Raw genomic sequence first — 23338 nt, 5'->3', positions numbered from 1 at the left:
TTCGCGTCGGTGGCCGTGGAGGCCGACGTGGAAAGCGCGGACTCGCCGACTCAGTTCTCGATGACGGTGCCGCCGGCACCGACCGCGACGTTCACGTCGCCGCGGACGACCGCCTTCAGGTTCTGGCCGGTGGGCGTGGCGTCCTGCGCCCACTTGCCCGACGAGAGGTCGAAGGCCTTCCCGCCGCCGCCGACCGTGAAGCCGTCTTGGTCGTCGTCCGTGACCTCGATGTCCTTCAGACCCGCGTCGCCGAGGTCGGTCGGCGTCCAGTTGGCACCGTCCCAGTGGAAGACCATGCCGCCCCCGCCCGAGACCCACACGTCGTCGGGCGCGTCGCTGTCCACGCCGTAGAAGTTGACGTTGGCGTTGGCGATGCCGATGTTGTCGTAGGAGACGCCGTCGCTGGTCTGGAACACCTTCTGGTTGGTGTCCACGACGTGGCCCGACTTCACGTCGTGGAAGTCGATGGCCGAGAGCCCGGCACCGCTACCGGGCGTGACGTAGTTCCACGTCTGGGACGCGCCGTTCTCGAAGCTGTAGTAGATTTTGCCCGAGTCGCCCGCGACGTAGACGTTGGCCTCGCCGGCCTGCCCGGTCACGGACACGTCGTTGAAGTTGTTCGTGCTACCGGTCGGCTTCGAGTGGTCGTAGAGGGTACCCGTCTCCACGTCGTACTCGCCGACTGCGCCGGACGACCCGACGAACCAGATGCGCTCGCCGTCGTCGGTCACGTCCGCGCCGTAGAGCGAGTTGCCGTTGCCGGTGACGCCGCCGTCGAAGACCTTCCGCCAGCCGTCTGCGGTCCGGCGGATGGCGACGCCACCAGCGCCGACAGCGTACGCCGTGCCGCTCGCGTACTCCACGTCGTAGAGGGTGTTTCCGGTGGGGGTCTTGGCAGTTTGCCAAGGCTCGTCGGACGTGTCCGACGGTGTCTCGGCGACCGTCCATCCTTCCGCGGCGGTCGCAGTCGCGGGAAGGGCGGCGGTTGCGACCGTCGCTGTCGATGCCTTCAGGAATCGTCGTCGCGTCGTACTGCGTTCGGTCATTGCTCCACTCGGCGGTGAGCGACGGATGCCACTTCAAAGGAGAACCCCGTTTACGCCGTTCAGACCGTTTAAAACTACGGTCTCGACGCTCGAACGCGACAAATCCGCTCGCTCGGCGTTTATTTTAACTCCCGTAGTAAACGAACCGACGCGATGAATAAACAATGAGAAATAAGGCTAGGCTTTTATAAGTTCCCCGGCGTTCAGACGCCGAGACGGTCCGGTCGAAGCAGTCGCTTGCAGACTAAATCGCAGAAAAATCAGCTCCGGTCGTCGGCCGCGAGAGCGTTACTTGCCCCAGAAGGGGTCGCGCTTGCGCTGTTTGTCGAGGTACATCTGAAGCGCCTCCAACTCGTCTACCGGAATGTCGTCGGCAAGTTCCTGCTCCAGAATCTTGGCGTGCTTCTCGGGAATCTCTATCCAGAGTTCGTCGCCCTCCTCGATTTGCCTGCCGACCGTCGGCCCGTCGATGGCCACGCTGACCCGGTTGCCGCTCCGGGCCTCGTCCACGTCGTCGCCCTGCTCCTGAATCCCCTTGAGTTGGCCGACGCGAGTGGGGTCGTTGCCCTCGAACTTGACGACGTTGCTGTTCTTCTTGACGGTGCCCGAGAGGATTTCGACGCCGACCACCGCGGGGTCGTTCTGGCGGAAGGTGTGGTCCTGCAGAATTTGGAACCGAGCGGGCCGGGTGATGTTGTCCAGCACCGTCTCCTGCTGTGCCTTCTCCATCTCCTCGACGTACTCCTCGTACTCCTCGATGAGGCGATAGATGACGTCGCTCTCGAAAATCTTCACGTCGTCCTGCTCGGCCTGTTTCTCGGCGTCGGCCAGCACGTCCACGTTGAACGCGAGGATGGTCTCGTGTTTCTCCTCGTTTGCGGTCGAGGCCACGCTGATGTCCCGAGGAGCCACGTCGCCGACTTCGGCGCGCATCACGGGAATCTCGGCCTCCTCCATCGCGTTGGCGATGGCCTCCAGACTCCCGAGGGTGTCAGCTTTGACGACGACGCCCTGCTCTTGGGTGCTGACCTCGATTTCGGAGAGTTCGGCCCGGACCTCGGCGATGACCTCGTCGATGTCCCGGTCGCGGACGACCCGGACCGGCGCGCCGGCCATCGCGTCGTCCAACTCGGGCGCGGCGATTTTGACACCCGCCGCGGCCGCGATTTCGTTCACGTTCTCGAACCGGTCTTCGGTCCGAATCTCGGCGAGCGGTCGCGGCTTCAGCAGGGCGCGCACGTCGGTCACGATGGGGTCGTTCTTTCCGCCGACCACGATGGTCTCGTCCTCCCGGACGGTCCCGTCGTACAGCACCACGTCGAGGGTGGTGCCGAAGCCCTTCTCCTCTTTGACTTCGAGGACGGTCCCAGCGCCGGGACCGGACACGTCGATGGCCATGTCCTCCTTGAGGTATCGCTGGGCCAGACCCATCAGGACGGTCAGCAGGTCCGGGACGCCCTCGCCGGTCTCTGCGCTGACCGGGACCACGCCGATGTTACCTCGGAAGTCCTGCACCCGCCAGTACATGTCCGCCGAGAAGCCTTGGTCCGAGAGTTCGCCGATAATCTCGTATAGCTTCTCGTCCATGTCGCCCTGAACACGGTCGCTCTGTTGCTCTTTGGTCTGCTGGATGGGCATGTCCTCGTTGGGCTTCCACCCCGGCACGGTGTCGATTTTGTTCGCCGCGACGACGAAGGGGGTCTGGGACTGCTTGAGGATGTTGATGGCCTCCAAGGTCTGTGGCTGGAAGCCGTCGTTCACGTCCACGACGAGGATGGCGATGTCGGCCAGCGCGCCGCCCCGCGACCGCAGGGTCGTGAACGAGTGGTGGCCCGGCGTGTCGATGAACAGCAGGCCCGGCAGGTCGAAGTCGTCGGGGTTGACGAGGCTTCCCGCCACCTTCGACACCACGTCGAGCGGGATGGCGGTGGCCCCGATGTGCTGGGTAATCGCACCGGCCTCACCCTCGATAACCGTCGAACCGCGAATCTTGTCCAAAAGGCTAGTCTTGCCGTGGTCTACGTGGCCCAGTACGGCGACGATTGGGGTTCGCAGACCTTGCTCGTTCTCGCGTGCATCTGTATCAGGCATAGGTCTACCACCGGGGAAAGAAGGTTTCTTACTCAAGAGGTACTGCGCGTGGCATTTAACTCCATCGCATGCCCCGGATTGCCCGGTCTGCGCGACCGACGCGCCGGGAAGGGGCAGGGAGGACGACAGACAGACCGAGACGGGCCGACGGAGGAGGCCCACGTTCACGGTCGGCGGACCGAGCGCACGGTGACGCGGACGCTAGCAACGCCGGTCGTCTCGACCACGAGATACATAAATAAACATTGACCATATATTTTTATTTTCTAAACAAACCTATGGTGTTCTTTACCCGCTACGGCAGGCCGACGAGTCCACGACGGGTGGATGAAGGGCCGCTCGATTGCGGTCCGCGAACGAAGCGAGTGTGCGCTTCGATTCGCAACGCTCGGAAGACGCGGTTCGTCTCCGGTACCGAGGAGGACGCCGACCCGCGGACGTGACCGAGTGGGGAGGCGAAACGCCCTTCGGCGCGTCGCTTCAGAATGCTTCACGTCGCTCCCCCTATCCTTTATATAGAAGCATTCAGTAACCCCCGATATGCCAGAAATCCTCGCCGAAAACCTCTCGGGGAAGGCCGTCATGGGGTCAGACGGAACGGAACTCGGCATGTTGTACAACATCACCATGGACCTCAAGACGGGAGAACTCGCGGACCTTCTGGTGGAACCGGACGAACAACTGCAACGCGACGCGGTGGAGTTCAGCGCCGACGAACAGGGTCGGTTTCAAGTCCCCGTCCAGCGTGTGCAGGCAGTAAAAGACTACATCGTCGTTCAGCGGTAAATGTACGTTCTAGACTCCTCAGCCTTCATCAACGAGTATCACACGACAGAAGACACCGCGACCATCCCGATGGTCCGGGAGGAACTCGAAGACGAGAGCGCCTATCGCTTCGACGCCATGGAGGGTTCCGGGATGCACATCCACATCCCCCAAGACGGCGCTGTCGAGCGAGTTCGCCGGGCCGCCGGGGAGACCGGTGACTTAGACGAACTCTCCGACACCGACATTCGCCTCATCGCGGCCGCCTTCGAACTCGACGCCAACCTCGTCACCGACGACTACGCGATGCAGAACGTCGCCGAACACATGAACGTGAGCGTCGAAGTCATCGCCCAAGAGGGTATCGCCGAACAGCGCGACTGGCGATTCCAGTGTCAGGGATGCGGCCGGGAGTTCGACGAGAACAAGGACCGGTGTCCCATCTGCGGGAGCGAACTCACCCGCAAGAACCCGTCGAACGCCTGACTCTCGGACCGCTCCGCGTCCGGCGTTCGACCCTCGCTATTCGTCGTCCTCGATTGCTTCGAGGCCGACCTCGATGAGTTGCTGGATGACTTCTTGGGTCGTGAGGTCGTACTCCCGAGCTAGCTCCTCGATGCGTTTGGCTCGGTCGCGCTCGCAGGGTATCGAGTAGCGGCGCTTCATGAACTTTTCAAAAGTGGTTGAAGCTGTTAAATCTACGTCAGACGCAGAGCAGACGCGAGGCAGACGCCCGGCCGACACTCGTCTCGCTTCGACTCCAAACGTCTCTCTCCTCCGGCCGGTTACGTCACGTTCGTCGCTACGCTATACCGGGCACTACGCTATGCCCGTCACTACGCCATGCCCGCCATCTGGACGTACATCGCGCCGAAGACGACGGCGTCGTAGGTCCCGTGGACCAGCGCCGCGACGGTGGTGTTGGTCGTCAGGTGGTAGGTCGTCCCGAGGACCAGCGAGAGCGAGAGGATGACTCCGAGCGTGCTGACGAGCGCCGCGACGGTGGTCGCCCCGGCGGCGTAGGCCGGAATGTGGGCCAGCGAGAACACGAAACTGCCGACCAGCACCGCGCCCCACCCGCCGAAGGTCCCGTAGAGTTCCTTCTGGATGATGTTGCGATAGAGCAACTCCTCGCCGGGACCGATAATCAGCCACGACGCCGGAATCATGAGGAGAAGCACCTCGGCGTTGCCACCCGACGCGGCCTGCTGGACGCTGTGGCTCGCCGTCTGGACGCCGAGTTGCGAGAAGACGACCGAGATGAGCATCTGGAGGCCGAAGATGGCGACGACGCCGCCGACGATGTAGCCAACGTCTCGCTTGGTCGGCACCCGGAAGTCGAGGTACGCGGCCGTCTTCTCGGTCCACTGGAAGTAGATGAGTGCAATCGACCCGGTACCGAGGCCGAGACCGAGCGCGCCGACCGCGAGTTGCGAGGCCGTGCCGGGATTGCCGGGGAGGAGTCCCGACAACACGCTAATCAGCACGCTCGACCACACCGCGATGGCGAACAGGCCGGCGAATCCGACCGCGAGGCTCCACCCGGTGGCTTTGACGGCCTGCCCGAGCGACTCGGGGAGTCCTCGGCCGTCGCCGTAGGCCGCGATGACGCCGCCGAGACCGCCGACGAGTGCGAGCGTCGGCCCCCAAACCGAGGACATCGACCCACTGCCGCCAGCGAGCGTTCCGGCGGTTGCGATTCCCGTGTAGCTTACGACCCCGAGGCTGGCGATGCCGGCCGCGAGCGACCCGGACCGACGCGCCAGCAGGCCGTGCCGTCGGAGGGAGAACGCGCCGAGTGCGACGCCGGCCAGAACCGCCAGCGCGACGTTCTCGACGGGGCCGACGCCGGGGGTTCCCCAAGGGAGCGCGGCCGCTGTCAGCGCGAATCCGGCCAACACGACGCCCACGTTCGCAACAGAACGGTCTTCCATGCCTGCTGTGTGGGAGGCGCGAGCTAAAATCCCTGTGTTTGCTCGCGGGGACCAAGCTATCGACGAGAAACAGCGAGGAGGCTCAGGTCCGGCGAGCGAGTGCGAGTCCGGCGAGGAGCGCGCAGATTGCACTCGCCACGCCGAATCCGGGCACGTCGGGGCCGGTGGTCTCGGTGGTCTCGGTAGTCTCGGTCGTTTCCGTCGTTTCGGTTGTCTCAGTCGTCGTCACGGTCTGGACCTCGACTGACTCGTTGACCACGATACCCTCGGTTTCGCTGTCGTCGTCTCGGCGGACCGAGGCCTGAAACTCGGTTCCCGACGCCGCGTCGCTGAAGTCGAAGGTGGCGCTCGCGGTACCGTTATCGGCGACGACCACGGGGTGGCTCTTGAGGAACTCGCCGCCGGCTTTTGCGACCACGACGAGTTCCGTGCCGGGAGGAGCGTTCGTCCGGACTCGGATGGTCTGGTTGGCGGCGGAGCGCACGACGAGGCGCTCGCCGGCGGTGACGACGGTGGCCGAGAATTCGGTCACGACGCCGTTCGCTTCCGCGAGGGTTCGCCCGTCGCGGCGAACCGTGACCGAGACGTTGGTCCCCGGTTCCATCGTCCGGAGGTCGAGACCGACCGTCGTGGTGCCGTCCTCGCCGACCGTGACCTGATACTGGTCCACGTAGTTGCCGCGCGCCCAGAGGACGAGGTTCAGTTTCGTCCCGGCGTCGGCGTTCGTTTGGACGGTGACGTTCTGGCCGTCGGCCGGCCGGAACGTGAGTCGGTCGCCGTCGTGGACGATGGTCGCGGAGAGCGACCCGTTCTTGGCCGACTCGTTCGCTGTAGTGGAGAGCGCGCCGGTCGCGGTCGGGGTGGAGGGTGATTCGTCGCTCGATACGTCGGGTTGGGCGACAGCGACGCCGGCCACTGCGCTGGTGACTGCGAGTGCCACCAGCGCCGTGGCGAGCGCTACCTGTCGGTGGGAGGTGGTTCCGAACATCGTTCAGGGCGGTTGTCGGCCCTCCACGCTACTCGACAAGGTGTCAAAAGTTTTGTTCTATCTCCCCTACTCGACCGTCAGCGTGGTCTTCTCGGCCACCGCGTCGGCCTCCTCGAAGTCGCCGCCGCCGAGGAGTCCTCTCGCGGCCCTTTTACCCCACTCGACCGCTGGCTGAGTGAACGTCGAGATTTCGGCGAGTTCGCCGTAGAGAACGCAGGCGGCCTCCATGCCGTAGAGGAGTTCGCCCAGACTGCGCTCGTCCACGCGGTCGATTTCGACTCGAACGTTCGGTTGCCCCGCGGCGGCGAGACTGGCCTCGGTGGCCTCGAACTCGGCGTCCAGCAGGTCGCCGAGCGACGACCCGCCGAGGTACGAGAGGCCCTCAAGGTCGGTGGCGGGGATGTCGCGGTCGGCGCGCGATTCCGGCCGGACGAGCGTGACCATCTTGTCGCGCGGGCCGGCCCGGTAGAGTTGGAGTTGGGAGTGCTGGTCGGTCGCGCCGAGTGCGCGGGCCGGGGTCTGTCCTCTGCCGTCCTTGCCTAAACTTTCGGCCCACAACTGGGCGAACCACTCGGCGAAGGTCTCCAGCGACTCGGCGTAGGGCATCATCGCGTTGACCCCTGCGCCGCGCTCCTCGAGGGCGTAGGAGACTGCACCGTAGGCGTAGGCCGGCGAGTCGTAGAGCGACCCCGAGAGGCGGTCGGCCTCGTCGGCCGCGCCCGCCAGAATCGCGTCGAGGTCGTGGCCGCAAATTTCGGCACACGCCAGTCCCACCGTCGAGAGGACCGAGAACCGTCCGGGGACTCCCTCGGGCACGTCGAGAGCGGGCAGGTCCTCTTTCTCTGCCAGATTCCGGAGATTGCCTTGCTGGCCGGTCGTGACGAACGTCCGGTCGGTCCAATCGACGCCCGCCTGCTCCATCTCCTCGCGCACGACGAGGAAGTTGGCCAGCGTCTCGGCGGTGGTTCCCGACCGAGAGACGACGTTGACCGCGGTCGAATCCAGCGGGAGCGAATCGAGCAATCGGGAGACGTGTTCGGGGTCCACGTTGTCGAGGAAGTAGGCGTCCGTCTCGGAGGGCAGGCCGTGGGCGAGGGTGGCCGCGCCGAGCGCGGACCCGCCGATGCCGACGGTCAGGACGGCCTCGGCGTCGGCGAAGGGTTCGACCGCGGACCGGATTTCGTCGGGGTCCGCCGTCTCGGGCAGGTTCAGCGCGGCGTAACCGTGTTCGGCGTCGGCCATGCCGCGCTCGATGCGCTCGTGGGCGTCGGCGACTCGCTCGTCCAACTCGTCGAGGTCGGTGCGGGAGAGGCCGGGGTCGGCGACCTCCGAGAGTGCGTTACCGAGGTCTACTCGCATGTTGTTCGTATCGGCGGCGGCGCGCAACTAAATGGTTGCTTCTCCCCTCGAACGGCCTCCCTCCTCGGAGAGAAACAAAAAAAGGTCCTAAACAACGAAATACAAATATTTAATAATTGAAAATATTTCCACAGCCGATGTCTCTCATCGCACCCCTTTTGTCCCCTCCTTCCCAACCTCCGAACGAGATGGCCGACGCAGAGACGGGAACCGAACCCGACGCGCCGCGGACCGAGGAGTCCCGTAGCCTCGTCGCGGGGTCGTTCCGCCGGGCCTACGCCGACACTGAGTCCCGACTGCTCAAATCCTACGTGGTCGTGAGCCTTTTTCTTGGCGGCGTGCTGGCGCTCCTGCTCCTGCTGGCGCTCCCGGTCTGGGTGCTGAACACGGCCGGCGGGTCCGAACTCGCCACCTTCTCGCGGGCCTTCCTCATCGTGGGCGGGGTCCTCTTGCTGGTCGCGCTGGCCGCCCCGGTGCTTTCCGCTGGCCAGCGGCACGCCCGCGGAACCGCCACCGCCCGCGCCGACGCCTCGCTCGCGCTGGCGGGGTACCTGTTCGTCCTGTCGCTGTACGTCTCGCTGTTGATTTCCGCGCCGCCCGAGCAACGCGAGGCCCCGCCTGCGCTCCTCGCGCCCGCGGTCGATTTGCTCTACTCGGTCCCGTCCATCTACGCCGTCGCGCCGCCGCTGGTCGCCGCGGCGCTCGTGCTGGTTGTCCATCGGTTCGCCGGGTGAACCGCCTGTTCTCAAGCCAACGCGGTCGTCCCGACCGGGAACGCAACCGAGAAAAGCGCGGGCCTCCTATCCGCGGCCATGTCTGATTCCGACCCCGACGAGAAGACCAGTACCTTCCTCGTCACCCACGCCGAGGGCGACTCGGCGGTCCTGAAGGACGTTCACGACGGGCAGGTCCACACCCTGTCCTCGAACCCCGGCGTCGAGGAGGACGACGCCGTCGAGGCCACCGTCGCGCCCGACCCGCCGATGAACCTCACGTGGTCGGTGCTGGAAGTCGAGGAGCGCCGCCAACTCTCGACCGAGCGGAGCGACGAGCCGCCGACCACCCAAGAGCGGGACCTCGCCGACGAGCAGGACGTGGGCGAAGTCGCCCGGACCGAGCGCGCCGGCGAGGGCGAGATTCACGTCCTGACCGTCCCGCCCGAGGACACCGACGACGCGGTGACCGACGTGCTGGACGACGAGGGCACCCTCTCGCGGGCGGCCCGCCTCGGCGTCTCGCGGGTCGAGGTCCGGTCCGACGAGGGCGTCGTCAGCGTGCGCTACATGCCGTAAACAGGTGACGGAGAGACGGCGCGCGCTCGCTTAGATAGCGTTCGGTCCGCCCTCGCTCTGGACCTGCCAGCCACCCTGAATCCCGCAGGCGTCCCGGACCTCCCACTCGACTCGCGTGTCGGGACCGAGCGTCTCGCCGCCCTCGATTCGCTCGACCCGGAGGGGCACGTCCAAGGTACTGCCACAGCACCCGACGCCGACGAACTCCTCCCACACGTCGCCCTGCCGCACCCTGTCGGTCTTTGTCTTCCGGAGGTAGGCCACGAACGACGGTTTCTCGACTTGGAACCGACCCCACTCGCTCAGGTCCTCGGGGTAGGAGACCACGACTCGCTCGGCCGGCGTGAGGTCGTCGTGTCGCTGACTCAGGTCCTTATCCTTGTTTCCACGTCCCATGACTCGTGGTTCGTGTTCTAGTTATAAAGCCACAACGCTACCCTACCAAAAGTATAGTGTCCTGCTATTAGAGGTTGTTTATTGGGCCAAAATCACAATTTCAACATCCGCAGCCATATTTGACCGTTTGACAATCACCTACCCAGCAATTCGGACAATGTTCATCACAAACCCATGCATCGCCAACACAAGCAGCATCCCACGTACACCAACACCCGTTACAGTGGTCAGAGGTAGAAATTTCCTCCTTATTACCTTTGGCATCATAGAAGACCCGATTTGACCCATCCTTTGGGTGAAATACCGCAAAGGGTGAATGCTCCCCAGTGGGAACATTAAGCGACAATCGGCCTCCCTGATTCGTTTGCTTGTGGAAAATCCGTTGGTCAATTTCCCCAGCTAAAAGCCGTTCCACACCTCCGGCGTATTCTTTATTTGACATTTTGTGGGCGGGGAAGATGTTGGCCGACGGTTCAGAAATGTGCCCATCGGCAACTAAAGCATCTAACAACTGTTGGTTGACTCCTTTTATAGCTTCTTGGGCACGTCTCGGATTAACCTCTAAAGGCTGTGTGTCGAAGTCTTTTTGACCAGTTGCACTTCCCGTATCGGAGACCCCGAGTAACGAGGCTGTAATTCCCAACAGACTCGTCGCAGCTCCCTTTAATATTCCTCGCCGCTCAGTTCCTTCTCCTTGACTCGTTTGTTGAGACTGTCCAACTGCTTGTAGCGCACGCCGTTTGCTCACTTTGTCTTCTTCAGACATATACGTGTAAATTACATACAATAATTTGAACTTTACTATATTTTATATTATAAGTAATATAAAATATAATATATAAAAGGTGAAAGTAACGACTTCTAGTTATTCTCAGATTGGTCTACTGAACAAGATGGATAAGAACACTTATTCACGGCCCCACCTCATTTCTCACCCATATGGTAGCCTTCGAAGTGCCGGAGGTGGACTACACCCAGTACACCAACCGGCAGTTGGTGGCGATACCGCTCGCGGTTCTCGCCGTCGCGCTGTTGGTCATCATTGGGTGGTACGTCTTCACCGGCGCACCGGTACGACTCGGTATGGAGTTTACTGGTGGCACGGAGCTACGAGTTCAGACATCGACATCGCCCTCCGAAATTCCAGCTGCGTTTAGTTCAGAAGCAACAGTTACGCCCGTTCAAACTGCTCAGAACACGTACATCGTGACGTTCGGACCGGAGGCCCAGAGCATCGCCCAACAGGCCAGAAACAACTTACAGCCCGCGCAGGGCCAGTCGCAGGCCGACATCGTGAAGTCCGTGCAGGGCACGTCGGCGAGTTTCGGCGAATCCACTCAGCGCCTCGCGCTGATGGGCGTCGGACTGGCGTTCGTCGGGATGAGCGTCCTCGTCTTCCTGATGTTCCGGACGTTCGTGCCCTCCATCGCGGTGGTCATCTCAGCGTTCAGTGACATCATGATTCCGGTCGCGGTGATGAACCTCGTCGGCATCCCGCTGTCGCTGGGTACCGTCGCGGCCCTGCTGATGCTCATCGGTTACTCGGTGGACTCCGACATCCTACTGAACAACCACATCCTCCGGCGGTCCGGGGGCTTCTACGAGTCCACCCACCGCGCGATGCGGACCGGTGTGACGATGACAGTTACGTCGCTGTCGGCGATGGCGGTGATGTCGTTCGTCGCCTACCTGTTCGGCATCGACCTGCTGGCGTCCATCGGCGTCGTCCTCGTCCTCGGCCTCGCAACTGACCTGATGAACACCTACATGCTCAACCTCAGTCTACTTCGCTGGTACAAGTACGAGGGGGTGGCCAAGTGATGGACATCCGCGACAACTGGCGGGTCATCCTGCTCGCCGTCTTCCTCGTCGTCAGCACGTTCGCAATGTTCTCTCCCGGTGTCGGCGGCGACAGCACCGGCAGTAATGGCGCAGTCGTCGAGGAGGAAAGCGGTGGCCCGACCAACCTCAAGTTCGGTCTCGAACTCTCGGGCGGCACCCGAATCCGAGCGCCGGTAGACGGCGTGACCGCCGAAAACGTCGAGGTACCGTCCCGGACCGCTGGCGGGACCATCGAGAAGCGAGTCGCCGGCAACCTCTCGGACGTGAGTGCGGCCGACGTGACCGTGCGCCTCGCCACCGCGCGCAACGAGACCACGACCGTCGAGGTCTTCAGTAACAACGTCACCGAGGACGAACTCGGCGCGGCGCTCGAAGCGTCCGGATACAGTTACGAGACTATCCGACCCGGCGTCACCGAGCAGACCCGAAACACGGTGGTCCGCATCCTACGCGACAAGATTTCGAAGGCCGGCCTCTCGGGCGGTCGCGTCCAGCAGGTCGAGACCGCTGACGGCCAGCACTTCGTGGTCATCGAGATGCCCAACACCAACCAGAGCGAGGTCGAGGAACTCGTGACCGAGCGCGGACAGGTCCAAGTCGTCGCTGGCTTCCCGGCCCAGAATCAGACCGGGAACGGCACTCAGTACAAGCGCGTGCCGCTCCTCTCGCAGGGCGACTTCAGCAGTATCGGGACCGCCGAGGAGACCCAAGGTCTCGGTCCGAACGTCCCCGTGGTCCTGAATCAGGAGGCCGCCGAGAACTTCTCGAACGCGATGCGAAACTTCGGCTTCGTCACCGAGGGCGTCGGCCAGTGTCGCTGGCGGACCACCCCCGACAACCCCGGCTACTGCCTCTACACGGTGGTTGACGGCGAAACGGTCTACGCCGCGAACATGGGGTCGCGCCTCGCCGGGACCTTCCGCCAAGAGAAGTTCACCCAGAGTCCGCAGTTCGTCATGAGTACGACGAACATGTCCGAGGCCCGTGAGCTTCAGATTCACCTGAACGCCGGTGCGCTCCCGGCCTCGCTCAACATGGAGCAGGGTACCTCCTACTTCCTCGCGCCGAGTCTGGCCGAGGAGTTCAAACTCTACTCGCTCATCACCGGATTGGTCGCGGTCGGCGCGGTCAGCGTGGTGGTGTTCCTCCGGTACGGCGACCCGAAGGTCGCGGCCCCGATGCTGGTGACGGCGCTGTCCGAAGTCGTCATCCTCCTCGGGTTCGCCGCCGCGGTCCAACTCCCGCTGGACCTCAGCCACATCGCCGGGTTCATCGCGGTCATCGGGACCGGGGTGGACGACCTCATCATCATCGCCGACGAGGTGATGTCCGAAGGCGACGTGTCGTCCTCGCGGGTGTTCCAGAGCCGGTTCCGCAAGGCGTTCTGGGTCATCGGTGCGGCCGCCGCGACGACCATCATCGCCATGAGTCCGCTGGCGGTCCTCTCGCTCGGGGACCTGCAGGGCTTCGCCATCATCACCATCCTCGGCGTCCTCATCGGGGTCCTCATCACCCGACCCGCCTACGGTGACATCCTGCGGAGTCTGCTGACGAACAAGTAAAATTCTTGTCCGCTATTTGCTTTGCTCGCTCGATAGGAGTCATCCGACCGCAAGACTAAGGGATATGAATCACATATGAATCTCTATGAGCGAACGCCGAAAGGTCGGGGAGCGGGGCCAAGTAACGCTTCCCAAAAAGCTTCGAGAACAGTTCGGCATCCACGGAGGCGACGAAGTAGTAGTCCACGACGAAGATGATAGAATCGTCATCGAGAAACCCGTAACTCGTGATGAACTCGCAGAGGGCTACCGTCGCCGTGCGGACCGAGACCAGCAAATCGCGGAGTCGTTCGAGGGAGTCTCGCGCGAAGCGAACGAAGAACTAGGCGATGCTCCGGATTGGTAGAGAATGCAGGTTCGTCGTGGCGACATCGTAATCGTGGAACTTGACCCGACTCGTGGGTCTGAACAGCGTGGAACCCGTCCGTGTTTAGTCGTTCAGAACGATGTCGGAAACCAAAATGCACCGACTACAGTTGTGGTCCCGTTTACGACCTCCTTCGGCGAAAAACTGTATCCCTTCGAGGTCCTAATAGCGGCCGAAGAAAGCCCACTACAGGAGGACTCGGTCGCACTCTGTAGTCAAATACGGACCGTCGCTGTCGAGCACCGTGTTCGAGAAAATCTTGGGGCAGTTCCCGAGGACCGGATGTCTGCAGTCGATACTGCTCTCGAATACAGTCTTGGCCTTCGAGACGTGTAGCGACTATCGATTTAGACGCGAACCTTCTTGTACGAACCCGAACAACTCCGGGCCATGCCCTCCGACCGCTCCGACGAAGAACTGGACCGCGTGGTCCGGCGCGCGATTCGCGCAGAACTCGAACTGCTCGCTGGTCGCATCTTCTGGACGCTCGTCGCCGGAGTGGGAATTTTCGCCGGGTCCGGACTGACGATGGCCGGTCTCAACACTGCCGGTGGGACACCCGCCGCGGCGGCGCTCGTCGGTTTCGGCGTCGTGCTGGTCGTCCTCGGGGTTCGGACGCTCCTGCTGAAGTGGGAGCTACCCCCGTACTCTCCGGATGGCAGTCGGTTGTAGCCTCTCACCCTGTGAGTCGGCAATCGGTGACTCCACCAACTCGCCTCGCTCGCCGGTAGCAGGCGCGAACCCCCTCAAACTGCGAACTCGGTGGATTACTCTGGCGCTCAAAAATCGCCGAGTCCGGACTGCTCGGCCTCGGCCAGCACGTCCTCGCAGGTGGACCAACTCCGGCGGGCGCAGTCGGGCAGACACCCCTGTTCGGCCACGAACGACTCCAGAAACTCGCGAGTGGCCGAATCGTGGGGATAGCCCGACCCCAACTCGCCGAATCGCTCACCGAACTCGTCGCGGTACTGGTCGGCGAGTGCTGAAACGTGGGCGTCGCGCTCGACTTTGGCGACCACGCTGGCCGCGCCGACGACCGCGTGGTCCTCGTCCGCGCCGTGTTGTGCGGTCAAATCTATCTCGTCGGGCACCCGGTCGGCGACCCGGTGGGCGAATCGCGCCTCGCTGGTGTCGCCAGCGTCGGCGATGCCCTCCGGCGTGCGGTCAGGCAGGCCGCCTTCCCCGAGGAGGCCCACCACGGCCTCGGCGTGTGCCGCCACGGTGAGGGTGTTCATGTCCTCGTCGCCGTCGATGCGAGCGACCGGAATCTCGGCGATAGCGACCGAGATGCGGTCGTCCTCGCGGAAGCGGGCCGCCATGTCCTCGCGGCGCTCCGCGGTGAGTTTCTTCGAGTCGTCTACGTCGTCGGGCAGGACCTCCTCGTCGGGGACTTGGACCGCGGCGGCGAACATCGACCCCAGCACCGGTCCCTTGCCGGCCTCGTCTACTCCGAACACGCTCCGGAAATCCCCGCGTGACTAATTGGCTCTTACGGTGGCCGGTCGAGAGACTGTCGGTCGGGAGTCGTCGCTCTGGACGGTCTGCAAGACGAAAAACCGCGGGTCGATTTTAGTTGCTCTCGATGTCGCCGGCGTCGAACTCGCCGTCGAGGAACTGCTTACCGAGGTCGGTGATGGCGTAGGTGCCGCCGCCGAGGTTCTCCAGCAGGCCGTAGTCGTCGAGTTCGCGGCATCGCATGCCGATGTGGTTGGCCGAGTAGTCGAGGTCGTCGCCGATTTCGGCGAGTCGGTTCCGAATCGCGGTCGGCGGGTGGTTGCCGTGTTCGCGGATGAATTCGAGGACTCGCTCGTCGGTCTGGGTCAGCCAGCTAGCGTGTTTGCGCATGGTCAAGTCGATTTTCGACATCGAGCAATATATATCTACTTGTTTTAGCAATCCAGCTCTTTGCCTGATGCGTACAGCGATAGGTCTACTGTGTGGGTAGCTATCTTTGCTGACCATCGCTGTAAGTCTCGGAAATTGTCGGCGTTGCCCGAAGAACCGCCGGAATTGCTTGCCACGACCGATTCTGTGTCTCGTCGGCGGGAGACCGACCCGGACCTGACGGATTCATCGCAAAACGAGGAGACGACCCGCCCTATTCGACGGGTTCGCGCCAGTGGACGGTGACGTTGTTCACCGCGAAACTGTCGTCGGCGGACTCGTCGCGCCGGACTCGAAGGGTGTTGGCACCCTCGCTCAGTTCGGCGTCGGTGATGGCGTCCTCCCAGTACTGCCACCCGTCGGCGGGCGGCAGGTCGAACCCGCCGAGCGACTCGCCGTTTATCTGGAGTTCGTGGCCGTATTCGTCCACGCGGAAGGCCTGAATGCCGACGTAGGCGTCGGTTGGTCGGTCGGTGGGAATCGTGAACTCGAAGGCGGGCGTGACGTCGCCGACGTACTCCGCCCACGGCACGTCGAGCGCGTCTCGGTTCGGTCCGAGGAGGGCGCTCACGTTCACCAGCGCGTAGTTGGCGCGGTATGGCATGCGTTCTCTCACGTCGGGGGGCCTCAAATTCGTGGGGGTCTCCGTGGCTGGCCGTGGACTGTCGTACCCAGAACGTGCTGTGGTCGAGAACGACTCAGAGCCGGATGTAGGCGTACCCCGCATCCTGAAGCCGGGTCAGTTCGCCGACGCCTGAGGACACCACCTCGACGCCATCCAGCAGGTCCGTCTCCGAGACGGCAGGGTGCTGTGCCGCGTTGCGACACGCCTTGAGTGCGACACCGTCCCCGAGGAGGCCCCGGAGGTCGTCGGCGAGTTCTGCGCCGGCGTGGAGTTCGGCGATGGCCTCGCCTCGGTCCGAGACCACCGCGACCGATTCCATCTCAACCGTCTCGTCGGCGAGGAGGTTCCGGACCTTGGCGACGACGACGCGCACGTCCTCGGGCGTCGAAACGTGGAAGACCGTCTGCATGGCTGAGGTGTCGCAGGGAGGGGCGAAATGAGTTGTGGTAATGTCGGGTTTCTCAGAAGCCGGAAGTTTTGTATTCATTGCATACATTGCATACATCATGGGTACGATTTCATCTCGCATTCCGGACGACCTCGAAGACGACTTGCAGTCGTACATCGAAGAGGAGAATCTCGACAAGAGTACTGCAGTTCGGAAACTCCTCACCGAAAGACTCGGCGACTGGCGGAAAGAAAAAGCACTAGAGAAGCTCGAAGCGGGTGAAACCACTCTTTCGGGTGCTGCTACAATAGCAGAAATGAACGTTTGGGAGTTTGCCGCACTAGCCAAAGACAGAAACGTAACGTGGGTTTCTGATGACCACTTAGAATCGGATTTAGACGACCTATGACGTTGGTCTTCGACGCGACACCTCTCATCTATCTCGGAAAAGCAGACCGACTAGACGTATTGACGAACGTGAAAGATGATCTCGTCATTCCGGGTCGAGTCTGCAAAGAGGTCGTTGGAGATGGTATGAAGCAAGGATACCCTGATGCAAAACGTATCAACAACCGTCTTCGAGACGGTCTCTTTGAACAGCGAACCTTCGACAAAGACGAACGATTCACCAATCTGGTGCAAAATACGGCGCTTAGTCCTGCAGATACAGCTGTACTTCTACTTGCGGACGACATCGATGGTATTGCTGTCATGGACGAGCAACACGGCCGAGAAATAGCCGAGGTAGAAGGTATCGAAACACGCGGAACAGCCTATCTGTTGCTTTCGCTGGTGAAACGTGGCGACCTCCCTACTGAAGAAGCCCGAGAAACAATCGACAGGATGCTCGATGCTGGCTGGCACTGTTCTCCGAACCTCTATGCCAAGATTGTCCGTAAACTCGACGAACTCGCGCCCGAATGAGAAACCCGTTTACGCCCCGGCCCACTCCTTTCAGACATGACCATCCTCGAAGACGCCCGCCGAGTCGCCGAGAACGGCCCCGTCTGCGATTCCTGTCTGGGCCGGTGCTTCGCCGACCGGAGTTTCGGGCTGACCAACGCCGAGCGAGGACGCTCGCTCCGGGTCGCGTCTGCACTCGAAGACGACGAACCCTTCGAGCAGACCGACCCCGAGACCTGCTGGGTCTGCGAGGGCGAGAGCCAGCGGTTCGACGAGTACGCCGAGACGGTCGCCGAGTCGCTTGCGGACTGGAACTTCGGCACCTATCAGGTCGGGACGCGAACCCCGCCGCTGGTCGAGGAGAACGAGAAACTCCTCCGCGAGTCGGCCGACCTGCCAGACGACGCCGGCGAGTCCTTCAAGTCGGAGTTCAACCGGGAGGTCGGCAAGCGCGTCGGCCAACTCACCGGCGCGGAGGTCGATTTCGGCCGGCCCGACGTGTTGGCCCTCCTCAACGTCAATCCCGAGCGCGACGAACTCTCGGACCACGCCGTCGAGGTCCAAATCAACTCGGCGTTCGTCTACGGTCGGTACAAGAAATTGGAGCGCGACATCCCCCAGACAGAGTGGCCCTGCCGGGAGTGCGGTGGCTCCGGAAAGCAACTCGCGGAGGGCGGCGGCGAGGAGCCGTGTGACCACTGCGGCGGGTCGGGCTACCTCTACGACGAGAGCGTCGAGCAGTTGACCACCCCGCCGGTCTTGGAGGCGATGGACGGCGAGGAGGCCCTCTTCCACGGCGCGGGCAGAGAGGACGTGGACGCCCTGATGCTCGACACCGGACGGCCCTTCGTCATCGAGGTCAAGCGCCCTCGCGTTCGGAACGTGGACACCGACGCGCTCGAAGCCGAAATCAACGAGTTCGGCGACGGGAAGGTCGAAGTGACCGACCTCGCGTTGGCGACTCACGACATGGTAGAGCGCGTCAAGGAACTCGACGCCAGCAAGACCTACCGGATGGACGTGGCTTTCGACGACGACGTGACCGAGCAGGCCCTCGCAGAGGCCATCGAGGAGCTTCGAGGCACTACAATCGAGCAGGATACTCCTCAGCGCGTGGACCACCGCCGGGCCTCGCTCACCCGGACCCGGACCGTCTACGACATCGACGGCCACCTCGAAGACGCCCGCACCGGCGAACTCGAAGTTCACGGCGAGGGCGGCCTCTACGTCAAGGAACTCGTCTCTGGCGACGAGGGCCGGACCACCCCGAGTCTCGCGGGACTGCTGGGCGTCGGCGCTGAGGTCACGGCGCTCGACGTAGTTCGTGTCGAGGGCGAGGACGAGGCCTTCGACGACCCCGAGTACCTGAAAGAAGAAGTCTGAGGAACTGCGCGAGCGCCGCCACAAGCAGTAGATACCGGACCGTCGTATCGCCGAACATGGCGGACTCGAACGACCGACAGCGAGACGACTCGGCGGGAGACGGCGACGAGGACGACCCCGGCCCCGACGAGTTACCCGACGACGACCCCGGTGACGCATTCGGCCGGATTCTCGGCGAAACCGTGGCTGGCGACCCCTCGGCGATGACGGGGATGCTCGGTCACTTCTACCGCGGCCAGATGTCCCGAGTCACCACGTGGCGGAGCAGACTCGACCAGACCTCCTACTGGGCGGTCACCCTGCTGGCCGCCCTGCTGACGTGGGTGTTCTCCAGTCCGAACAATCCCCACTACCTCTTACTGCTCGCCATGGGCGCGATGGTGACGTTTCTCGTGGTCGAAACACGGCGCTACCGGGCCTACGACGTGTGGCGAGAGCGAGTCCGCCTGCTGGAACAGGACCTGTTCGCCCAGATGTTCGACCCCGGCGAGGACCTGCCCCACCCCGATTGGCGGCGGCGACTCGCCGCAGACCTCCGGGACCCGACGGTCAAGACGCCGATGCGGGTGGCGCTGGCCCGCCGGCTTCGCCGAATCTACTTCCCGCTTTTGCTCGTCCTGCTGGCGTCGTGGCTGGTCAGGATTACCGTGTTTCAGCCGAGCGAGACGTGGCGCACGACCGCGAGAATCTTCGGAATTCCGGGAGTCACAGTAGTCGCGGGCGTCGGCCTGTTCTACCTCGCGGCCACGGCGGTCGTGATTTACGGCGTCGTGAGTCAGGGCGAACGCGAGTTTCACGAGCGCGACCGGACCGACCCGTGGCGCGAGTGAGACTCCTCGTACCGGGCGGTCAGTCGTCGGCGGGCGCGCCTTGGTCGGGCCGGAACTCCCGGCTGATAGCCTTCCACTTGCCGGTCGAGAACCGGTAGTAGTTGATGACGGCCGGAATCGTCGTCTCGGCGACGAACGAGAGGTAGAGGCCCCACAGGCCGAGCGAAGTGGTCGCACCGAGGTACGCGATGGGGATGGCGGCCCCGAACATCCCGACGATTTGGCTGTAGAAGGGCCACCGGGTGTCGCCACTGGCGTCGAGCGGGCCGGCGGTCCCGGCTTTGACGCCCTGTCCGACGACTGCCACGCAGGCGGCGTAGACCAGCGCGACGGCGACCGGAACCGTGGCGTCCCCGGAGTCCCCGACGAACAGGCCGACGATTGGCTCGGCGAACGCGCCAACCAGTAGCGCCGCGACGACGTAGGTCGCTACCGAGAACAGCACGATGTCGCGGGCGTACTCCTCGGCGGCCAGTTCGTCGCCGGTGCCGAGTTCTTGGCCGACCAGACTGCTGGAGGCCAGTCCGAAGCCCCAACCGGGCGTGTTCATGATGCCCCAGATTCGGCGGGCGATGACGTAGGCCGCGACCACGCTCGGACCGAACAGGCCAACGATGGCCAGCATCGGGAACTTGGCGACGGTCCAGACGCCGTTGCGCCCGACGACCGGGAGACCGATTCGCACCACGTCCTCGACGGTCTCGCGGTCGAGGTACGTGCCGAAAGCGTCGATTTTCACGGGTAGGTCGCCCACGCCGGGGAGTCGCCCGGCGACGAGTCCGGCCACGAAGGTCCCGGTCACGAGGACGTTCGCCAGCACGGTCCCAATCGCGGCCCCGGTGACGCCCATCCCGAGGCCGAAGATGAGGAGGCCGCTGAACGCGATGTTCGAGAGCGCGCCGCCGCCCCGGACCAGCATCGGGGTCCACGAGTCGTCAGCGCCGATGTAGATGCGACTCCCGACGAGGTTGAGACCCGCGAAGGGGACCCCGAGCGCGAGGATGCGGAGGTACTCCCCGCCGAGTCGGATAGCCTCGGCGTCGTCGGTCATGACCGAGACGAGTTCCGCCGGGAACAGCCAGAAGGCGGCCGCGACCGGAAGCGTAATGGCGACGACCACCGCGGCGCTGGCCCGGACCGCCACGCCGAGTTCGTCGTGGGCGTCCGCGCCGTATCGCTGGGAGACCAGCGCGATGGTCCCACCGGCCATGCCGCCGCCGAGCGAGAAGGCCAGTCCCCAATAGGGGGTGGCGAAGCCGATGCCCGCGATTGCGACGGGACCGACCGCCAACCCGACCATCGCCACGTCCACCGCGTTCTTCGACATGCGAGCGATGCCGGTGACGATGCGGGGCCACGCGAGGTCTGTCGTCCGCCGAACGCGCTCGGCCGAGACCAGACCGGCGCGGGCAAGCGCCTGTCCGACCGCGAGGATGAGCAACCGAACCGGATTCGGGAAGCGTACCACGTTGTACGGAGTATTTCGAATCGAAACTAAAATAGTTTCTATGTGTGTGGGAACTGTTCGGAAATGGCTGAGAAATTACACCTTCAACTCCGGCGCGTGCTGGGCGGCGTCGTCGTGAGCGAAGCGAACGACTGCCCGGCGGACGCGAGTTGTCCGCCGGTGCTCTCGTGCGCCGCCCGAATCGCGCGAGGGATGAGGCTTGCGAGACGCTTCGCGTCTCGCTGATCTGTGAACGCAGTTCACAGACATCGCAGGCCCCCGGCCGAGACGCGCAATCGGTTGGGGAGGGTGTGGCCCGTGGTTGCGGTGTCGTGACGAGCGAAGCGAGTCACGGCTCGTCAGAGCGAAGCTCTGACGGTGCGGTAGACGGGTTTGCTCAAGCCTGAAGCTAGCTTCCTGCTTCCCTCGGTACGGTGCAGATACGCTACAGAGACAGTAGTAAAGGCCTCGAAAGCCCTCGCGCGGTTCGCGGTCGCCCTTTCAGTCCACCGTCACTTCGCTTCGCTCGTGACGAGCCTGCGCTCGCTTCGCTCGCGCAGACGCCGAGGACCGCACTTGTTCCCCGACCGGTTGTGAATCCCTCTCACCCCACGGAAACGTTGAACAACCCCGGTGCAGTACTCGTCGCCAATGGTCGAGAAGGATGCCGTTCGCCGCGGGTACGACGAGTTAGCCGAGGAGTACGCCGAACAGCGCCCGGCGGAGGGTCGCCAGATGGACCTCCTCGGCGAGTTCCTCGAACCTGTTGGGGAGTCGGCGCGGCTCCTCGACGTGGGATGTGGACAGGGGACGCCCGTCCTCTCCCGACTGGCCGAGTTGGGACCCGCCGTCGGCGTCGATTTCTCGCGCTCGCAACTGAATCTGGCCGACGAGGACGTTCCCGAGGCCGACCTCCTACAGGGCGACATGACGAGACTGCCGGTCCGGGACGGCGCGTTCGACGCGCTCACTGCCTACCACTCGCTGATTCACGTCCCGCACGACGAGCATCAGGCGGTCGTAGACGAGTTCGCGCGGGTCCTCCGACCCGGCGGTCGGGTACTGGTCTCGGAAGGCCCGAACGAGTGGTGCGGCGAGAACCCGGATTGGCTCGATACCGGCACCGAGATGCAGTGGCACATCGCCGGCGCGGACGCCACCCGCGACCACCTCCGGAACGCGGGGTTCACCGTCGAGGACGAGTGGGGCACCACCGACGAGTTCGCCGACGAGGAGGAACGCTGGGTGTACTTCTCTGCGCAACTGGCGTCGTCGCCCGACCGCCGCTGAGGCCCGACCGACTTCCGAGTAGTTTTTACCCCGGACGTTCGCCCACCCAGTATGGACCGGTCCGCGCTGATAGCCGTCGTCGCCGGAGCCTTGCAGGGTGTCTTCGAGTGGTTGCCCATCTCCAGCGAGGGCAACATCACCGTCTTTCTGACCGCGTTGGGGTCCTCGCCCGAGGCCGCGGTCCAGTTCTCGCTGTTCCTTCACGCCGGGACCGCGCTCTCGGCGGCGGCGTACTACCGCGACGAACTCCGCGACGTGCTGTCTGCGCTTCCGACGTGGCGGCCTCGGTCGGCGTTCGACCCCGGCGACCCCGCGGTTTCGACTGGCGGCGCGCCGACCGGCGGGGCGTCCGGTCGTTCGCCCGCCGTCAGCGAGCGCCCCACCCTCTCGTTCCTCGGGGTCGCCACGCTGGCCTCCGGCGTCGTCGGCATCGCGGCCTACACCACGCTCGAACACGTCGTCTCGTCACTCACCGGCGGCGCGTTCGTCGCGCTGGTGGGCCTCCTGCTCGTGCTGACGGGCGTCCTCCAGCGAGTCGCCGACGGGTTCCAGTTCGGCGGACGAACCGACCCCGACCTCACGGACGCCGTGCTGGTCGGCGCGCTTCAGGGGTTGGCCATCCTGCCCGGTGTCTCGCGGTCGGGAACCACGGCCTCGGCGCTCCTGTTCCGCGGCCACGACGGGCCGTCCTCGTTCAGACTCTCGTTTCTGCTGTCGATTCCCGCCGCGCTCGGGGCCGGCGTGCTGGTGCTTCTGACCACCGGAATTCCGTCTGTCGCGCCGACCGAGGCCGCGCTGGCGCTCGCCACCGCCGCGGTCGTGGGCTATCTGACCATCGACGCCCTGATGCGAGTCGTCGAGCGCGTGCCCTTCTGGGGCGTCTGTATCGGTCTGGGCGCGCTGGCGATGCTCGGCGGTGCCGCATTGGTGATATAACACTACGATT

General features: G+C 63.9%; 28 protein-coding genes. 15 read left to right on the top strand and 13 right to left on the bottom strand.

Annotation, left to right across the window (positions count from 1 at the left end):
• Window positions 1–50: 50 nt before the first annotated feature.
• Both P2T57_RS10020 and infB read right to left on the bottom strand, forming a co-directional pair.
• On the bottom strand, window positions 51–1046 hold the full coding sequence (locus tag P2T57_RS10020; protein WP_276299061.1) for a WD40/YVTN/BNR-like repeat-containing protein: 996 nt from the start codon (window positions 1044–1046) through the stop codon (window positions 51–53).
• Between the two features lie 288 nt (window positions 1047–1334).
• Window positions 1335–3137 (bottom strand): translation initiation factor IF-2, encoded by a 1803-nt coding sequence (gene infB / locus P2T57_RS10015; protein WP_276299060.1) that lies wholly within the window; start codon window positions 3135–3137, stop codon window positions 1335–1337.
• Window positions 3138–3677: 540 nt separating this feature from the next.
• Here infB and P2T57_RS10010 point away from each other — a divergent pair.
• Entirely contained in the window at window positions 3678–3923 is a 246-nt protein-coding gene (locus P2T57_RS10010; protein ID WP_276299059.1) for a PRC-barrel domain-containing protein, read from the top strand.
• Window positions 3924–4388 carry an NOB1 family endonuclease gene (locus tag P2T57_RS10005; protein WP_276299058.1) on the top strand — a complete coding sequence of 155 codons (465 nt, stop codon included), beginning with the start codon at window positions 3924–3926 and terminating at the stop codon, window positions 4386–4388. It abuts the gene before it with no gap.
• A 36-nt stretch (window positions 4389–4424) separates the two neighbouring features.
• Here P2T57_RS10005 and P2T57_RS10000 read toward each other — a convergent pair whose 3' ends face one another.
• The 4 genes from P2T57_RS10000 to P2T57_RS09985 all read right to left on the bottom strand — a co-directional run bounded on the left by P2T57_RS10000 (window position 4425) and on the right by P2T57_RS09985 (window position 8183).
• Complete coding sequence (locus P2T57_RS10000) at window positions 4425–4568, bottom strand: CopG family transcriptional regulator (RefSeq protein ID WP_276299057.1); 144 nt, start codon at window positions 4566–4568, stop codon at window positions 4425–4427.
• 170 nt (window positions 4569–4738) lie between these two features.
• Entirely contained in the window at window positions 4739–5836 is a 1098-nt protein-coding gene (locus P2T57_RS09995; RefSeq protein WP_276299056.1) for a CPBP family intramembrane glutamic endopeptidase, read from the bottom strand.
• 82 nt (window positions 5837–5918) lie between these two features.
• Window positions 5919–6824 (bottom strand): BGTF surface domain-containing protein, encoded by a 906-nt coding sequence (locus P2T57_RS09990; RefSeq protein ID WP_276299055.1) that lies wholly within the window; start codon window positions 6822–6824, stop codon window positions 5919–5921.
• Between the two features lie 66 nt (window positions 6825–6890).
• On the bottom strand, window positions 6891–8183 hold the full coding sequence (locus P2T57_RS09985; protein ID WP_276299054.1) for a glucose-6-phosphate isomerase: 1293 nt from the start codon (window positions 8181–8183) through the stop codon (window positions 6891–6893).
• A 188-nt stretch (window positions 8184–8371) separates the two neighbouring features.
• Between P2T57_RS09985 and P2T57_RS09980 the strand changes: the two genes are divergently transcribed.
• Together P2T57_RS09980 and P2T57_RS09975 are read left to right on the top strand one after the other, a co-directional pair.
• Window positions 8372–8917 carry a DUF8056 family protein gene (locus P2T57_RS09980; protein WP_276299053.1) on the top strand — a complete coding sequence of 182 codons (546 nt, stop codon included), beginning with the start codon at window positions 8372–8374 and terminating at the stop codon, window positions 8915–8917.
• A gap of 78 nt (window positions 8918–8995) precedes the next feature.
• Window positions 8996–9475 carry a DUF5812 family protein gene (locus tag P2T57_RS09975; RefSeq protein WP_276299052.1) on the top strand — a complete coding sequence of 160 codons (480 nt, stop codon included), beginning with the start codon at window positions 8996–8998 and terminating at the stop codon, window positions 9473–9475.
• Between the two features lie 30 nt (window positions 9476–9505).
• On the opposite strand, the gene P2T57_RS09970 is transcribed toward P2T57_RS09975, so the two are convergent.
• On the bottom strand, window positions 9506–9871 hold the full coding sequence (locus tag P2T57_RS09970) for a DUF7968 family protein (RefSeq protein ID WP_276299051.1): 366 nt from the start codon (window positions 9869–9871) through the stop codon (window positions 9506–9508).
• A 100-nt stretch (window positions 9872–9971) separates the two neighbouring features.
• Window positions 9972–10637 (bottom strand): hypothetical protein, encoded by a 666-nt coding sequence (locus tag P2T57_RS09965; RefSeq protein ID WP_276299050.1) that lies wholly within the window; start codon window positions 10635–10637, stop codon window positions 9972–9974.
• A gap of 173 nt (window positions 10638–10810) precedes the next feature.
• Here P2T57_RS09965 and secF point away from each other — a divergent pair, with 173 nt between their 5' ends.
• From secF to P2T57_RS09940, 5 genes are all read left to right on the top strand, one after another.
• Complete coding sequence (gene secF, locus P2T57_RS09960) at window positions 10811–11692, top strand: protein translocase subunit SecF (protein ID WP_276299049.1); 882 nt, start codon at window positions 10811–10813, stop codon at window positions 11690–11692.
• A complete protein-coding gene (locus P2T57_RS09955) occupies window positions 11689–13275 on the top strand; it encodes a preprotein translocase subunit SecD (RefSeq protein ID WP_420028489.1) in 1587 nt (528 codons plus the stop codon). Before secF ends, P2T57_RS09955 begins: the two co-directional genes overlap by 4 nt.
• 79 nt (window positions 13276–13354) lie before the next feature.
• Entirely contained in the window at window positions 13355–13621 is a 267-nt protein-coding gene (locus P2T57_RS09950; protein WP_420028539.1) for an AbrB/MazE/SpoVT family DNA-binding domain-containing protein, read from the top strand.
• 3 nt (window positions 13622–13624) lie between these two features.
• Complete coding sequence (locus P2T57_RS09945) at window positions 13625–13978, top strand: type II toxin-antitoxin system PemK/MazF family toxin (RefSeq protein WP_276299046.1); 354 nt, start codon at window positions 13625–13627, stop codon at window positions 13976–13978.
• Between the two features lie 54 nt (window positions 13979–14032).
• On the top strand, window positions 14033–14314 hold the full coding sequence (locus tag P2T57_RS09940) for a hypothetical protein (RefSeq protein ID WP_276299045.1): 282 nt from the start codon (window positions 14033–14035) through the stop codon (window positions 14312–14314).
• Window positions 14315–14421: 107 nt separating this feature from the next.
• Here the strand turns inward: P2T57_RS09940 and P2T57_RS09935 are convergent, their stop codons facing one another.
• From P2T57_RS09935 to P2T57_RS09920, 4 genes are all read right to left on the bottom strand, one after another.
• Complete coding sequence (locus P2T57_RS09935) at window positions 14422–15054, bottom strand: ribonuclease H family protein (RefSeq protein ID WP_420028538.1); 633 nt, start codon at window positions 15052–15054, stop codon at window positions 14422–14424.
• A 157-nt stretch (window positions 15055–15211) separates the two neighbouring features.
• Window positions 15212–15487 (bottom strand): MarR family transcriptional regulator, encoded by a 276-nt coding sequence (locus tag P2T57_RS09930; RefSeq protein WP_276299043.1) that lies wholly within the window; start codon window positions 15485–15487, stop codon window positions 15212–15214.
• Window positions 15488–15740: 253 nt separating this feature from the next.
• Window positions 15741–16130 carry a DUF7383 domain-containing protein gene (locus P2T57_RS09925; protein WP_276299042.1) on the bottom strand — a complete coding sequence of 130 codons (390 nt, stop codon included), beginning with the start codon at window positions 16128–16130 and terminating at the stop codon, window positions 15741–15743.
• Between the two features lie 94 nt (window positions 16131–16224).
• Window positions 16225–16560, bottom strand: a complete 336-nt coding sequence (locus P2T57_RS09920) for a DsrE family protein (protein ID WP_276299041.1) — start codon at window positions 16558–16560, stop codon at window positions 16225–16227.
• 97 nt (window positions 16561–16657) lie between these two features.
• On the opposite strand from P2T57_RS09920, the gene P2T57_RS09915 reads away from it, so the two are divergent.
• Genes P2T57_RS09915 through P2T57_RS09900 form a run of 4 tightly spaced genes read left to right on the top strand, consistent with a single transcriptional unit; the run spans window position 16658 to window position 19655 of the window.
• Window positions 16658–16948 carry a hypothetical protein gene (locus P2T57_RS09915; RefSeq protein ID WP_276299040.1) on the top strand — a complete coding sequence of 97 codons (291 nt, stop codon included), beginning with the start codon at window positions 16658–16660 and terminating at the stop codon, window positions 16946–16948.
• Window positions 16945–17463: a DUF3368 domain-containing protein gene (locus P2T57_RS09910; protein ID WP_276299039.1), complete on the top strand. Its 519-nt coding sequence runs from the start codon at window positions 16945–16947 to the stop codon at window positions 17461–17463. Before P2T57_RS09915 ends, P2T57_RS09910 begins: the two co-directional genes overlap by 4 nt.
• A gap of 36 nt (window positions 17464–17499) precedes the next feature.
• The gene (locus P2T57_RS09905) at window positions 17500–18825 is read left to right on the top strand and encodes a tRNA pseudouridine(54/55) synthase Pus10 (RefSeq protein ID WP_276299038.1); all 1326 of its coding nucleotides are present in this window, start codon (window positions 17500–17502) and stop codon (window positions 18823–18825) included.
• A 56-nt stretch (window positions 18826–18881) separates the two neighbouring features.
• Complete coding sequence (locus P2T57_RS09900) at window positions 18882–19655, top strand: DUF2270 domain-containing protein (protein ID WP_276299037.1); 774 nt, start codon at window positions 18882–18884, stop codon at window positions 19653–19655.
• Between the two features lie 19 nt (window positions 19656–19674).
• Here the strand turns inward: P2T57_RS09900 and P2T57_RS09895 are convergent, their stop codons facing one another.
• A complete protein-coding gene (locus tag P2T57_RS09895; RefSeq protein WP_276299036.1) occupies window positions 19675–21123 on the bottom strand; it encodes an MATE family efflux transporter in 1449 nt (482 codons plus the stop codon).
• A 630-nt stretch (window positions 21124–21753) separates the two neighbouring features.
• Here P2T57_RS09895 and P2T57_RS09890 point away from each other — a divergent pair.
• Together P2T57_RS09890 and P2T57_RS09885 are read left to right on the top strand one after the other, a co-directional pair.
• Window positions 21754–22392 (top strand): class I SAM-dependent methyltransferase, encoded by a 639-nt coding sequence (locus P2T57_RS09890; protein ID WP_276299035.1) that lies wholly within the window; start codon window positions 21754–21756, stop codon window positions 22390–22392.
• A 51-nt stretch (window positions 22393–22443) separates the two neighbouring features.
• Window positions 22444–23328 carry an undecaprenyl-diphosphate phosphatase gene (locus P2T57_RS09885; RefSeq protein WP_276299034.1) on the top strand — a complete coding sequence of 295 codons (885 nt, stop codon included), beginning with the start codon at window positions 22444–22446 and terminating at the stop codon, window positions 23326–23328.
• The last annotated feature ends 10 nt before the right edge of the window (window positions 23329–23338 follow it).

It is taken from the genome of Halorussus lipolyticus (assembly GCF_029338375.1).
In the GTDB taxonomy this organism is placed as follows: Archaea; Halobacteriota; Halobacteria; order Halobacteriales; family Haladaptataceae; genus Halorussus; species Halorussus lipolyticus.
Note: the sequence above shows the minus strand (reverse complement) of the source record. Positions and strands in the feature narration are given on the sequence as shown.

What these genes read in the sequence shown, in the direction of transcription:
- P2T57_RS10020 (WP_276299061.1), bottom strand. Translation starts at nt 1,046, where the DNA reads ATGACCGAACGCAGTACGACGCGACGACGATTCCTGAAGGCATCGACA.
- infB (WP_276299060.1), bottom strand. Translation starts at nt 3,137, where the DNA reads ATGCCTGATACAGATGCACGCGAGAACGAGCAAGGTCTGCGAACCCCA.
- P2T57_RS10010 (WP_276299059.1), top strand. Translation starts at nt 3,678, where the DNA reads ATGCCAGAAATCCTCGCCGAAAACCTCTCGGGGAAGGCCGTCATGGGG.
- P2T57_RS10005 (WP_276299058.1), top strand. Translation starts at nt 3,924, where the DNA reads ATGTACGTTCTAGACTCCTCAGCCTTCATCAACGAGTATCACACGACA.
- P2T57_RS10000 (WP_276299057.1), bottom strand. Translation starts at nt 4,568, where the DNA reads ATGAAGCGCCGCTACTCGATACCCTGCGAGCGCGACCGAGCCAAACGC.
- P2T57_RS09995 (WP_276299056.1), bottom strand. Translation starts at nt 5,836, where the DNA reads ATGGAAGACCGTTCTGTTGCGAACGTGGGCGTCGTGTTGGCCGGATTC.
- P2T57_RS09990 (WP_276299055.1), bottom strand. Translation starts at nt 6,824, where the DNA reads ATGTTCGGAACCACCTCCCACCGACAGGTAGCGCTCGCCACGGCGCTG.
- P2T57_RS09985 (WP_276299054.1), bottom strand. Translation starts at nt 8,183, where the DNA reads ATGCGAGTAGACCTCGGTAACGCACTCTCGGAGGTCGCCGACCCCGGC.
- P2T57_RS09980 (WP_276299053.1), top strand. Translation starts at nt 8,372, where the DNA reads ATGGCCGACGCAGAGACGGGAACCGAACCCGACGCGCCGCGGACCGAG.
- P2T57_RS09975 (WP_276299052.1), top strand. Translation starts at nt 8,996, where the DNA reads ATGTCTGATTCCGACCCCGACGAGAAGACCAGTACCTTCCTCGTCACC.
- P2T57_RS09970 (WP_276299051.1), bottom strand. Translation starts at nt 9,871, where the DNA reads ATGGGACGTGGAAACAAGGATAAGGACCTGAGTCAGCGACACGACGAC.
- P2T57_RS09965 (WP_276299050.1), bottom strand. Translation starts at nt 10,637, where the DNA reads ATGTCTGAAGAAGACAAAGTGAGCAAACGGCGTGCGCTACAAGCAGTT.
- secF (WP_276299049.1), top strand. Translation starts at nt 10,811, where the DNA reads ATGGTAGCCTTCGAAGTGCCGGAGGTGGACTACACCCAGTACACCAAC.
- P2T57_RS09945 (WP_276299046.1), top strand. Translation starts at nt 13,625, where the DNA reads ATGCAGGTTCGTCGTGGCGACATCGTAATCGTGGAACTTGACCCGACT.
- P2T57_RS09940 (WP_276299045.1), top strand. Translation starts at nt 14,033, where the DNA reads ATGCCCTCCGACCGCTCCGACGAAGAACTGGACCGCGTGGTCCGGCGC.
- P2T57_RS09935 (WP_420028538.1), bottom strand. Translation starts at nt 15,054, where the DNA reads ATGTTCGCCGCCGCGGTCCAAGTCCCCGACGAGGAGGTCCTGCCCGAC.
- P2T57_RS09930 (WP_276299043.1), bottom strand. Translation starts at nt 15,487, where the DNA reads ATGCGCAAACACGCTAGCTGGCTGACCCAGACCGACGAGCGAGTCCTC.
- P2T57_RS09925 (WP_276299042.1), bottom strand. Translation starts at nt 16,130, where the DNA reads ATGCCATACCGCGCCAACTACGCGCTGGTGAACGTGAGCGCCCTCCTC.
- P2T57_RS09920 (WP_276299041.1), bottom strand. Translation starts at nt 16,560, where the DNA reads ATGCAGACGGTCTTCCACGTTTCGACGCCCGAGGACGTGCGCGTCGTC.
- P2T57_RS09915 (WP_276299040.1), top strand. Translation starts at nt 16,658, where the DNA reads ATGGGTACGATTTCATCTCGCATTCCGGACGACCTCGAAGACGACTTG.
- P2T57_RS09910 (WP_276299039.1), top strand. Translation starts at nt 16,945, where the DNA reads ATGACGTTGGTCTTCGACGCGACACCTCTCATCTATCTCGGAAAAGCA.
- P2T57_RS09905 (WP_276299038.1), top strand. Translation starts at nt 17,500, where the DNA reads ATGACCATCCTCGAAGACGCCCGCCGAGTCGCCGAGAACGGCCCCGTC.
- P2T57_RS09900 (WP_276299037.1), top strand. Translation starts at nt 18,882, where the DNA reads ATGGCGGACTCGAACGACCGACAGCGAGACGACTCGGCGGGAGACGGC.
- P2T57_RS09890 (WP_276299035.1), top strand. Translation starts at nt 21,754, where the DNA reads ATGGTCGAGAAGGATGCCGTTCGCCGCGGGTACGACGAGTTAGCCGAG.
- P2T57_RS09885 (WP_276299034.1), top strand. Translation starts at nt 22,444, where the DNA reads ATGGACCGGTCCGCGCTGATAGCCGTCGTCGCCGGAGCCTTGCAGGGT.